The organism is Methanospirillum hungatei (assembly GCF_019263745.1).
Taxonomy (GTDB): domain Archaea; phylum Halobacteriota; class Methanomicrobia; order Methanomicrobiales; family Methanospirillaceae; genus Methanospirillum; species Methanospirillum purgamenti.
Map to the genome: position 1 here is coordinate 2,576,447 of NZ_CP077107.1, position 11,731 is coordinate 2,588,177.

Genomic DNA, 11,731 nt, shown 5'->3' on the forward strand with positions numbered 1-11,731 from the left:
GGGATATCTTTGAGGCAATCTAAGCAAATGATAGCTTCCCGTCCATTCTATGGAATCTCCCCCCTCTTTCCTGTATATCCGAAACCTGAGGATATTTCCCCTGCACAGAAGTACTGGATTCTGATCCAGGGCACACAGGTACTCTTTCGTTATCAATTAGAATCCAAAATCATCATTTTGCAGAATTCACTCCCCACTGATCTGGTATGTAATGATCCTGTCTATGTTGGTATAAAGGGGGATTGTATGTATCATGTATGTGAGGTTCCTGTTTCTGCAAGGTTACCGGAGGGATTTGAATCATCATCTGTCAGGGAACTCTATGAAAAGGCACAAGAAAGTGATATGGCGATTGCGTCGTATGCAGTTAGAATCCTAGAATTCCATCGGTTACATGCATTCTGTGGCAGATGTGGAACAAAAACCCTTCCACTCACAACTGAGCGGGCACAGACCTGTCCGGTTTGCAATACTACCGTTTATCCCCGGATCTCCCCTGCTATCATTGTACTGATCAAAAAAGGAGAGGAAATTCTGCTTGCCCGTTCACCTCGCTCTCCATCCGGATTTTATTCGGTCATTGCCGGATTTAATGAGCCAGGAGAGAATCTCGAACAGACGGTTCACCGTGAAGTAAAAGAAGAGGTGGGCATCTCTGTCCAAAATCTCCGGTACTTCTGGAGTGAGCCCTGGCCGTTCCCTGATTCACTTATGGTTGGTTTTGTTGCAGATTATGGCGGAGGAGAAATTCAGGTTGATAACCAGGAGATTGAAGATGCCGGTTGGTTTACCCGAGAAAATCTGCCGCCTTATCCCTCAAAAGCGAGCATATCACGGGAGCTTATAGAAGCGTGGATCAGTCGTGAGATCTAATAACATACTAAATTACTGTCATTATTAAACAACCATGTATTGGTAGAGAGGCCATATGGGAATATCTGAAAGAAGACAAAGAGAAAAGGAACAAAGAAGGACTGAAATACTTGATGCAGCTGAACGTCTGTTTTTTTCCCGGAGCTATGAACAAGTCTCCATGGATGAGATTGCTCGTGAAGTTGAACTCAACAAAGCCACCATCTATCTTTATTTTAAAAACAAGGAGGCACTCTACGCTTCCATAGTCCTTCGTGGTGTTGAGATCCTGAAAGAAAAATATTCTGAATGCATGAATAAACAGGTTTCGGGTATCGTTAAAGTAATACTGATGGGCCAGGCATATTACACATTTTCACAGGAATACCCGGATTATCTTCGAATGATTCATTTTTATGGCTCGGAGCGTTTTTCAAAAGAGAATCCATGTACAGCAGATATAGGAAAAGGGTATGGTGCATGTCGTATGATTCTTCGGGATGCTATTCAGGAAGGAATCGATGATGGGACCATCCGTGGAGATATCGATCCATTCCTGACATCAATGTACCTCATGATCTCCTTCATGAACATTCTTTCAATGGAACAAAAATGGAAACAGGTAATAGTTGGAGAGGGATTCAGTTTTGAGCAGTTTTGCCAAGATTTTTTTCGATTTATCCTGCCGTCCATTGCTTCCGGTGAAAGTGCCCACATAATGAATCTTAAAGACTTTGAACAATTTGGTTTCAATCTACCTGGGATAATGTAATCCTGGCACTTTTTATATTTTTATTTTCCTGAATAGGAATGCACCAATTATGGTCATGACACAGGCAAATCCACCAATTACCATGAAACTTATCACCGGACTAATCTGGCTCGTTCCGGTCAGACCATACCTGATTCCTTCCACACCATAAGTCAGGGGATCGATCATTGTTATCGGTGCAAGCCATTCGGGAAGCGAACTAATCGGAAATAATGCTCCTGATAGGCCGAATATTGGGAATATGACGAAATTCATGATCAGTTGAAATCCGGTCATATCTTCCATTCTGGAAGCAATTGCAATGCCGAATGCTGTAAACGAGATACCGATCAACACCATGAATCCGAGAGCAATCAAAAATCCGGTCACACTCTCTACGTGAAGTCCCACAAAGAGTGAGATTACCATAATAATAATCCCCTGAATGAGTGCTGTTGTTGCTCCTCCGAACGTCTGTCCAAGCATGATCTCCATTCTAGTTACCGGAGCGACCAGGGTTTCTTTTAAAAACCCGAACTGTTTATCCCATATTATCTGAATCCCTGAAAAGACTGAGGTAAAGAGTACACTCATGGCAACCATGCCCGGGATAAGGAACTGAATATAATTCTCCCCAAAACCGGGTATTCTGACTACTGAATTTAAGCCAAATCCGAGAAAGAGCAGGAAGAACAGGGGCATGCTGATGCTACCGATGATCCTACTTTTTGATCTGACATAGCGAATCATACTCCGGAGCCAGATGGTATAGATAATATCCATATTAATGCCTCATCATTTTGCGGTGCATCCGCATCATTTCTTTTCCGTCTATCTCCTGCTCCCGGATTGTTTTGCCCGTAAATGAAAGGAACACATCCTCAAGTGTTGGTTTATGAATCGAGACTGAATGAATCGGGATACTGTGCTGATTGAGGAGACTGATAATTTCACTGATATGCTGCTCTGCATTCTCCAGGTTTATCCGTATCTTATCATGATGCTGCTCGATCCGGTGTATCCATGGTTTGGTGAGTATCTGCACAACGGTAGCAGGATCCGATGTTGTAATGGTAATAATATCACCACCGATTCCGTTTTTGAGGTTTTGAGGCGTATCAAGCGCAATTATGGTTCCATGATCGATGATCGCTATCCGATCGCAAAGCCGGTCAGCCTCTTCCATGTAATGGGTAGTAAGAATAATCGTGATATGCTTCTCTTTGCTCAATGATGCAATATACTGCCAGAGATGATTTCGTGTCTGGGGATCAAGGCCCAGGGTTGGTTCATCAAGGAACAGGACCGAAGGGTGATGAAGAAGTCCACGGGCAATCTCCAGCCTTCGTCTCATTCCACCGGAAAAAGTCTTTACGATGTCATGTTTCCGGTCATACAGTTCGACCAGGCGGAGAAGTTCATCTGTCCGTTGTGCTCGAACATCTGGTGGAATACGGTATAATCTGCCATGAAAATCCATGTTTTCCATAGCCGTGAGTTCTTCATCCAGGCTTTGATCCTGAAAGACTATACCGATTGCCTTCCTGACATCATCTTCGTTTTTTTCGACATCTTTACCCTGAACTATTGCGGTTCCCTGTGTCGGTTTTTGCATGGTTGATAACATGGAGAGCGTTGTGGTTTTACCGGCTCCATTTGGACCGAGAAGACCAAATATCTCACCTTGCTCAATCTCGAAGGATATGTGGTTTACTGCAACAAGATCATTGAACTTTTTTGTCAGATCTTGTACCTGAATTGCAGGTGTCATCGTATTGTTGTCCTCATAATATTGGATAATCTGGTGTGTTTTCAGTGTTCTATAGTATGTGCTGGTCTTATTTCATGAAAGAGAGTATCTTTATCTTCTGACTTTTTTGCTCATTTTGAATACATTTCGATATTATGTCTCTGGTCCGGAGGAATGAAGTGTTTCATGGAGCCGGATTACTTTCTCCCTGATCTCTTCAAGGATAGGAATATGGGGTGTCAGTTTTTCTTTTGTCAAATCTTCAAGATATGAAAGATTGCTGTCTATTTCAGTTAGGATATCTTCAACTGTTTCTGCTTTACCAAACGTTCCGGTTTTAAACATATTTATCTCCTCTATACCTGCCTTGGTCAGTTCGTATCTGCGGTCTTCTCTTTTTATGATAAAATTTTCTTCGACAGCTTTGCTAAGTAGTGGATACATGGATCCAGGGGATGGTTTCCAGTGTCCATGGCTCATCACATCAATAGCATCCATAAGTTCAGCTCCATTCTTTGGCCCTTCTCTGAGTATATAGAGGACAAGCACTTTCAGGCCCCCATATCCCCTGAAATGTCGAATCCGGTGGAACCGTCTCATGAATGATCTCATGTCTTCTCGATTGTCTTGCATAGTATCACCTGGAAAATTCGATATCGGTTAATCGATATCGACAATACGATATTAGGATCACAGAGTATACAAAGCTTTTCATTATCAGCATTCAGAGCCCCTTTTTCGGGTGGGTTTATCTGTGAAAAATTGAGCAAAAATTATGTGATTCAGGTATATCTGATAATTCGGCTGATGTAAAACCTAACCCAGACATACCCGGTAATTCCACCAAGAATATCACCGATAATGAGTCCCCACCAGATGCCGTGTTCGCCATATCCAAGAACAACGCCGAGCAGATATGCTGCAGATGCCATGAATACTATCTCTCTGAGCACATTGAGAAGGAGTGATGATAATCCCCGCCCGGTTCCCTGAAAGACAGAGGATGACATAATTCCTGGAGATACAAATGGATAAAATATGCACATCGTTGCAAGGAATGCTGCTATTGATGGCGCTAGATGTGCTCCTTCAGCTGAGTACGAGAATATATACGAAATCTGATCTGCAAAAAGCCAGGTCAGAATTGCAATGATGGTAGCGATGACAATACCTAAGAAGACAGAAAAGTTATGGATAACCGGAAACTTTTCAAAATGTCGTCCTCCGAATGCTGCACCGGTAACTGCAACAACAGATGTGGATATTGCAACAAGAGGAATGATCGCGAACATAATTACCCGCCATCCTGCTGTATATACCGCGACAGCATCAGTATTTGCAACCATGACCAGCAGTATATTGATGAAAACGGCGAGGATTGCCATCAGGAAAAATTCACAACTGGCTGGAAGTCCGATTGCCAGAACATCTTTGATGTGCCTGGTTTCACGAATATCCACATGTTTTGAAAGGGTAATATAGGTGTCCTTTTTAATACAGAACCAGTATATCTGGACAGATGCGATGAGAACCAGTGATACTATCATACCCCAGGCAGCACCAGCAATACCCCAGTTCATATAGTAGATAAAGATCGGATCAAGAACGATATTGATGATGGATGCTGCTCCCATGACGTACATCGTCCGTTTGGTATCTCCTTCTCCTCTGAGAATCCCGTATCCGACATTGGTGAAAAGAATCAGGATAGTCCCTGCAAATACGATGTTTCCATACTCTACTGCAAGATCTACTGTATTTCCTGCACCAAACAGTATCATCAGTGGTCTGCTGAATGTAATAAGCAAAAGGGATATAAGAATCGAGATTGCGATGCTCAGGAGAACTGCCTGAACTGCAGTTGCATGTGCTCCATTTCTGTCTCCTGCGCCGATTCTTCGGGAAATTACAGACGTAGCTCCGGCTCCAAGTCCATTTGCCAGTCCGATTAGAATCATAAACAGGGGAGTGATAAAACCAACAGCTGCCAAGGCATCTGCCCCGAGTCCAGCTACCCAGATGGCATTCACCAGGTTATAGGTGGACATGAGCAGCATGGCTACTATCATCGGAATAGAGAGTTTTATAATGGCGATTTTCGGATCACCTTTCAGAAGGGTGACTCCGGTTGTATCAGATTCATGATCCATGAAAGTACTCCACTATGAAGATGTGATTAGGCTTTATTCTGTCTATTTTAAATCCGTACTGTGTTTTCTTGGGTTTTCTTTTCCCTGACAATGACCGATAATATGAGTGCCAGAACCGATAGGATAAACCCAGCAGTCATTGAAAGGTGAAATCCTCGTAAAAATTTCTCCGGGTCAAGATCAGAGAATGCTGCAATGCCTGTTTCTACACTTCCCAAGGTGAAAAATGTTGCAAACAGAGCGGTACCAAGGACACTCCCAAGGTACACTGCAGTGACCATGAGTGATGTTCCCGTACCCTCTTCACCAGAAGGAGCATTTTCTACAACCCTGCTGGCAACCGGTCCGCCAAAACAACCCATAAAGAGACCCATAAACAGAAGACCAAGAACTAGCGGAATAAAGCCGTTTTCAGGGACGATTGTCATAAAAATCCCACAAACTGCAATGGAGAATATTGCTGCAGCTATTGCAAATGGTCTTCTGCCTATAAGGTCTGACCATCTTCCCATCGGAACGCCGATTATTGCCGTAATAACCGGTGGAATTAGGAGAAACAGTCCAGCCATTGCCGGGTTATATGTCATCCCTGCCTGAAGGAAGAATGGGAGAAGATAGAAAATGCCCATAGATACACACCCATATATAAGAAATGCCACCAGTGTTGCGGTAAAGTTCCAGACTGAAAACACGCTGATATGAATAAGGGGTAGATTGCACATCCGCTCACGAATATAAAAGGCAATCAGACAGGCAATACTGACACTCCCACAGAGTAAGATCTGCGGGTCAGATATCCCCAGGTGAGAAATGCGTTCAAGACAATACACTCCTGCTGCCATCAGCCCAAAGAGGAGAATTGCTCCGTACAGGTCAAATGGTTGCTTTTCACGTGGTATGTCCGGAGGAATGATATGCATGGCAAAAGCCAGAATGAGGATACCAACAGGGACATTCATGAGAAATGCCCAGTGCCAGGAGAAATATTGGGCTATAAATCCCCCGATGGCCGGTCCGGTTGCTACCCCGACAGAAACAGACATGGAAATTGCTCCAAAGGCCAACCCGTACATATCCTTTGGAAGGTAGGTGACACAGAGCAATGAGGCGGTTGATGCAAGCATTGCTGCTCCGATTCCCTGAAAAATCCGGGCAGTCAGAAGAATTTCCAGGTCTGGAGCGATTCCACACGCAGCAGATCCAGCAGTAAAGACACACAAACCCCAGAGAAAAATCTTCCTGATTTGTCCTCGTTCGGCAACTTTTCCAACAATGAGGATTAATCCTGCCATCATCAGAAGATACGTGATAATGACCCAGGAAGCTGTCCCGGTGTCGGTGCTGAATGACTCTGAAATCTGTGGGAGAATTATTGTTACAATCGAGCCGTCAAGCCCGTCTAAAAACATTCCGACAGCAGCAGCCGTAAGAAGAAGTCTTTGGTGGAGTTGATTGGAGATGATTGGGGACATGGGGTAACAGATTGTGTCAGAGTTCGTGATAATAGTTTTGAATTTAATCATTTCTTTATCCAGGAATAAGACAGAAAAAATCAAACTCATTTCCCTCAAATGTTCGATAATTCCTTTATTCTCACAATTAATAGGAGTAATTATCATGCAGATAATCAATGGTTATATCGTGTTTGATTACCTGGAACGCACCGTATTCATACTATTCTGAGATATACTTTTAAAAACTCCAGAACATTGATCTCTGTAGTCCTGGGTATCAAAATCAGAAGGTTAAAAAGGAATGACTTTTTATTTTTATTCAATAGTGTTATGGTAATGTGTTTATTCACATATCATGAACGAAGATAGGTTAGATGAATTGAAACCTGTATATCTTGCATTCAATGGTTATGATACCTTCAAAGACGGGGTTTTGATTACAAACCCTGATTTATCAATACTCTACTGCAATCCATCGTTTAAGACTCTCTTTTCATTATCAAATCATGATGAATTTTTTAATGGTGATGAGATGCTTCGCTTTTTTGTTGACCGGGATCTGCAACATGAAGATATATTATATGTTCTGAACCTGGTTAGATCCAATCCTGAATGGACTGGTTCACATACTATCCCAGTCCGGGAAGGGGGTTCTTTACTCCTCTATTCAACACCGTTTCCGGAACCTGATTCTGGTTTGATGGGCAGAATATGGATATTTAAACATTCATCACAAGCTTCGTTACCTGATAATCTGCTTGTTCAACCGGATTCGTTATTCAGAACGATATTTGATCTTATCCCCGAGGGAATAGCGATATCTGACCTTACAACCGGCAGATTTTATGAAGTGAATGAACATTTTTCAAAATGGTGGGGATTTTCCCGGGAAGAAGTCATAGGAAAAACCGCAATTGACCTGGACTTCTGGGTAGATATCAACCAGAGAAATGATGTTATCGACAGGTTACGGCAATATGGTTATTTTCATCTCATACCTGTAAAGATGAGGGGAAAAGATAAAAAAATAAAAGATATTCTCTTTTCTGGAAGAACCATTACCATTGATGACAAGCCGTACATGATCTCAATTCCTGTTGATGTAACAAATTTGAGGCAATACGAAGAAAAAATACTCTCATTAGCTTCCTTCATTGAATTAAATCCGAATCCTGTCTTAGAAATTGATGTTTTTGGAAACATCATAATGAATAACGAAGCCGCCGGAAGTACCTTATTCAATCTGACAGGGAATTATGATCTCTCTCAGTATTTACCAGAGCAACTGGACGAAATTTTGGATGCCATTGATAACGAGGTTGAAAAGTCATTTGTTCTTGAGATTGCGATTCAGGATCGGATCTTTCTGGAGTATGTATATGTAACAAATCAATCTCATACGGCACGTATCTATCTCACTGATATCACCGATAGAAAAAAAAATTGAGATTGAATTATTGCGAAAAAATGAAGAATTAGGATCTGCATATGAGGAGATCATCTCTACAGAAGAAGAGCTCAGGCAGAATTATGATAAACTGATTGAACAAGAGAGAAAACTGAACGAAAATGAAAGAAAACTGCGAATGATTGTAGATCACATTCCTGGTATTGTATTGACCACTGATACCACTATGCGATTAAAAAGCATTTTTGGTGCAGGTCTTGAAAAAATCGGCCTGTTACCCAATGAGGGTATTGGAAAGAGCATTGAAGAAATTATCCCTCATGCTGATAAAGAAATGGTTCATGCTCATCATCTTGCCCTTAAAGGCATGGACTCCTCTATCGAAGCGGTATATGGAGACAGAAATACGTTATTATATACTTCGCCGATTTATGATGCCCAAAACACGATTACCGGAACAATCGGTATTGCAATTGATATCACCGAACAAAAAACTTTAGAAAGGGAACGAAAAAACCTCCTGATTCAATTGGAACAAAATCTTATTGAACTCGCAGTTTTAAATGATAAAATCCGAAATCCCCTGACAGTGATAGCAACTCTCGTTGATATGTATGCCCCTGATATTGAAGTTCCGATAAGCCAATGTATTCGGGAAATTGATGATATTATCTCAAATTTGGATAAAAGATGGATGGAATCAGAAAAAACCATTAATTTTCTGCAAAAACATTATGGTATCGGGAATCTCTAATTAATACACATCAGGATTTCCAACGATTCTTGTCTGAACTATCCTCTATTGTGAATTCTGATTTAGTCTTAAAGTATCACTCATGATACATTATTCAGAATTATTCCTGAACATGCCTGAGCATACGATATACTGTTTTCCGTCACTCCCTACGGCGAGTTGATACCTGGTTGTCTTCCAGAAAAGGCCGCTTTCAACCGGATTACTGTAAATATAATCCTCCCATCCAGAGCCATTCGTAAGAGCTCCCTGTACAATATTATCTCTGAAGGGTTTTCCGGCAACGTCTGTTTTATTGTGATAATTTGCTCCGACCATTCTGATGTTATCTGCATGGGCAACCATGTTGACTGCTGTATCATACATGAACACGTAGAGATCCGGACGTTCTGCATTCCGATATGGTGCAAGACCTGCGTTTATGTTTTTTATAGTTCCTGGAGCATCACGGGCAAGATCTGTCGCAGTCTGGTTTACCAGGTCAGTCACATCCTGTGGAGTTATAGATGATTCAGAATAGACTGGATCAACATACCGGTACATGATATAATCATATGTGCTCACTCCGGTCTGGTCCTTTTCTGTTCGGATAATGTCCAACATATCCTGGAATGCCTGCACAACCTGTGGTGTCGTATTTTTGTTAAAAGCGATGTAATAGTCATAGGTCTGTAATGAATGAACTGGTACAATAGAATCCGGATCAGAGGCATATTTGTTTATTAACTGATATCCGGGCATAGAGGCATATGCCCACCCGTCTATCTCACCGCTCTCGAGTTTTTTAATAAGTTCCTTTGGATCAGTAGAATAGATAATGTCTTTTCCTCCGGAGTTGATGAGGGCAATTGTAGCAATATCATCAGTTATCGCCCCTATCTTCATCTCCTCCAGTGTTTTGTTTTTGAACTCATCTGCAGAATCTTGACGAGAAAATACGACATTTGATGTCTTATCAATTGGGCCGGCCCATTGGAACAAGTCTTCTCGTTCCGGAGACCGGGCAATGATGCACAAAGCAGTGTTATTCTGTGTCAGGGTTTTCTGATATACCTCCTCCCATGTACCAAAGGTAAACCGTTCGGATGGAATCGTGATACCATACCGTGAAAATACTTCATGTAAAATATCAATTGATATTCCCTTAGGAATTCCATCTTCCATGAACGTGTACGGGTAGTACCCTTCGGTAAGATATTCCAGGTGTTTGAGGTTTTCATCCAGTAACCATGAAGAAAGTATTCTTTCTGTTTCACTTATCTCTCCGTTATCTGGTGTTTTGTTTAATGTTTCAAATGCATTCTGGAATTTTTTTACTAGGTTCTCCGGGGTTCCTGCACTGAATCCGATATATATAGGGAATGTCCCTATTTTGGCCGATATTTTATAAAATCCGGGATTTCCAGTTGCATTTTTAATATGGTATTCTGCGGCAATATTTCCGTAGGCAAAGAGATCAATTGTGCCATCATCAAGATAATGTATGAGTTCATAGGGGTCAGAGCGTGTGACAATTGAATCCTTACGAACACCAGCATCAACCAGGAAGTCAATGGTTACATCGTCCGTAATCGTCCCAATAGTATAGTTTGCCAGTTCTTTCCTATCATGGAGGGTGATGTTCCTGTCCCTGGAGGAATACAAGGCAATATCAGATGAAACCACTGGCCCCACCCATGAAAAGAGGTTCTCTCGTTCCGGTGTCCGGGCAATGGAAAAAATCACGGTCCCAGGTTTGGTAAGGGCCTTTTGATATGCTTCATTCCAGGGGAGAAAATGATTTGACTGTTTGGGAAGTTCATACCCTGCCTTTCTGGATATAGCAGTAACCATATCAACCATCAATCCTGAAGGTGTCCCGTTGTCTATGAATGTATAGGGAGGATATTCTTCAGTCACCCAGGCAAGGCCTTGAAATTCATCATTCGATTCATCCGCTACTATGGGTATAATAAGTAGAGATACAGTAAAAATCACTAAAATTGAAATATGCAGATATTTACGATGCATACTCAATATGAGAAAATTTATTATTTATGATTACCGAAATTTCCCATCAGAAACTATGTTAGATCACAATTCGAATTGTTATTTCCATTGATAATTGGTCTTTGTGAGAAGAATTACGCTATTTTCAGATGGATAAGAGAGACGAGTTCTTTACAAACCCGTAATAAATCTGTTTGTTTCTGAATGAATATAAGCGAATCTGGTATTTGATGACAAAGAGAAATTTCTTCCCGACTTTTACTTGAGAAAATAATAAATGGGGTGAAATTTTCTTCTAATCGTAAAATTTTATAAAAATCGATGCCGTTTAATTCAGGCATATCATAGTCTGATACTATTACGTCATATGAATCTGAGTTTATTTTTTCTAATGCCTCTTTTACTGTTGAAACAGTATTAACCTCGAATCCTTCATATCGCTCAATGAACATCTGATTTATATATAGCAGATCTTCATCATCATCGACTAAAAGAATACGATACCTGCGTTTCTGTTTTTTTTCAGAGTTACAAAATTGAATATTTTGTGATTGAGGTAAGGGGGAATGAATAGAACTACTCATAAAAAATAAATCCTGGAAATTATTGGTAATCTTGTTGGA

At 41.2% G+C, this 11,731-nt stretch carries 11 protein-coding genes; 4 read left to right on the forward strand and 7 right to left on the reverse strand.

The features are described from left to right. Positions 1-27 precede the first annotated feature (27 nt). Complete coding sequence (gene nudC, locus KSK55_RS12550; RefSeq protein ID WP_218607115.1) at positions 28-873, forward strand: NAD(+) diphosphatase; 846 nt, start codon at positions 28-30, stop codon at positions 871-873. 55 nt (positions 874-928) lie between these two features. After that, positions 929-1,624 carry a TetR/AcrR family transcriptional regulator gene (locus tag KSK55_RS12555; protein ID WP_218607116.1) on the forward strand — a complete coding sequence of 232 codons (696 nt, stop codon included), beginning with the start codon at positions 929-931 and terminating at the stop codon, positions 1,622-1,624. Between the two features lie 12 nt (positions 1,625-1,636). On the opposite strand, the gene KSK55_RS12560 is transcribed toward KSK55_RS12555, so the two are convergent. The 5 genes from KSK55_RS12560 to KSK55_RS12580 all read right to left on the reverse strand — a co-directional run bounded on the left by KSK55_RS12560 (position 1,637) and on the right by KSK55_RS12580 (position 6,975). Next, positions 1,637-2,386 carry an ABC transporter permease gene (locus tag KSK55_RS12560; RefSeq protein ID WP_218607117.1) on the reverse strand — a complete coding sequence of 250 codons (750 nt, stop codon included), beginning with the start codon at positions 2,384-2,386 and terminating at the stop codon, positions 1,637-1,639. Position 2,387: 1 nt separating this feature from the next. Continuing rightward, on the reverse strand, positions 2,388-3,374 hold the full coding sequence (locus KSK55_RS12565; protein ID WP_218607118.1) for an ATP-binding cassette domain-containing protein: 987 nt from the start codon (positions 3,372-3,374) through the stop codon (positions 2,388-2,390). Positions 3,375-3,506: 132 nt separating this feature from the next. Beyond that, entirely contained in the window at positions 3,507-3,986 is a 480-nt protein-coding gene (locus KSK55_RS12570) for a PadR family transcriptional regulator (protein ID WP_218607119.1), read from the reverse strand. Positions 3,987-4,135: 149 nt separating this feature from the next. Further along, on the reverse strand, positions 4,136-5,503 hold the full coding sequence (locus tag KSK55_RS12575; protein ID WP_218607120.1) for an MATE family efflux transporter: 1,368 nt from the start codon (positions 5,501-5,503) through the stop codon (positions 4,136-4,138). A gap of 47 nt (positions 5,504-5,550) precedes the next feature. Then, a complete protein-coding gene (locus KSK55_RS12580; protein ID WP_218607121.1) occupies positions 5,551-6,975 on the reverse strand; it encodes an MFS transporter in 1,425 nt (474 codons plus the stop codon). Positions 6,976-7,312: 337 nt separating this feature from the next. Between KSK55_RS12580 and KSK55_RS12585 the strand changes: the two genes are divergently transcribed. Both KSK55_RS12585 and KSK55_RS12590 read left to right on the forward strand, forming a co-directional pair. After that, complete coding sequence (locus KSK55_RS12585; protein WP_218607122.1) at positions 7,313-8,404, forward strand: PAS domain-containing protein; 1,092 nt, start codon at positions 7,313-7,315, stop codon at positions 8,402-8,404. Between the two features lie 10 nt (positions 8,405-8,414). Continuing rightward, positions 8,415-9,119: a PAS domain-containing protein gene (locus KSK55_RS12590; RefSeq protein WP_218607123.1), complete on the forward strand. Its 705-nt coding sequence runs from the start codon at positions 8,415-8,417 to the stop codon at positions 9,117-9,119. A gap of 90 nt (positions 9,120-9,209) precedes the next feature. Here the strand turns inward: KSK55_RS12590 and KSK55_RS12595 are convergent, their stop codons facing one another. Together KSK55_RS12595 and KSK55_RS12600 are read right to left on the reverse strand one after the other, a co-directional pair. Continuing rightward, the gene (locus KSK55_RS12595; protein ID WP_218607124.1) at positions 9,210-11,129 is read right to left on the reverse strand and encodes a transporter substrate-binding domain-containing protein; all 1,920 of its coding nucleotides are present in this window, start codon (positions 11,127-11,129) and stop codon (positions 9,210-9,212) included. A gap of 113 nt (positions 11,130-11,242) precedes the next feature. Further along, positions 11,243-11,692, reverse strand: coding sequence for a response regulator (locus KSK55_RS12600; RefSeq protein WP_218607125.1), 450 nt, complete (start codon positions 11,690-11,692; stop codon positions 11,243-11,245). Positions 11,693-11,731: the final 39 nt, after the last annotated feature.

Coding starts and splice junctions, on each gene's coding strand:
- KSK55_RS12595 (WP_218607124.1), bottom strand. CDS start 11,129: ATGCATCGTAAATATCTGCATATTTCAATTTTAGTGATTTTTACTGTA.
- nudC (WP_218607115.1), top strand. CDS start 28: ATGATAGCTTCCCGTCCATTCTATGGAATCTCCCCCCTCTTTCCTGTA.
- KSK55_RS12600 (WP_218607125.1), bottom strand. CDS start 11,692: ATGAGTAGTTCTATTCATTCCCCCTTACCTCAATCACAAAATATTCAA.
- KSK55_RS12580 (WP_218607121.1), bottom strand. CDS start 6,975: ATGTCCCCAATCATCTCCAATCAACTCCACCAAAGACTTCTTCTTACG.
- KSK55_RS12560 (WP_218607117.1), bottom strand. CDS start 2,386: ATGGATATTATCTATACCATCTGGCTCCGGAGTATGATTCGCTATGTC.
- KSK55_RS12555 (WP_218607116.1), top strand. CDS start 929: ATGGGAATATCTGAAAGAAGACAAAGAGAAAAGGAACAAAGAAGGACT.
- KSK55_RS12575 (WP_218607120.1), bottom strand. CDS start 5,503: ATGGATCATGAATCTGATACAACCGGAGTCACCCTTCTGAAAGGTGAT.
- KSK55_RS12585 (WP_218607122.1), top strand. CDS start 7,313: ATGAACGAAGATAGGTTAGATGAATTGAAACCTGTATATCTTGCATTC.
- KSK55_RS12570 (WP_218607119.1), bottom strand. CDS start 3,986: ATGCAAGACAATCGAGAAGACATGAGATCATTCATGAGACGGTTCCAC.
- KSK55_RS12565 (WP_218607118.1), bottom strand. CDS start 3,374: ATGACACCTGCAATTCAGGTACAAGATCTGACAAAAAAGTTCAATGAT.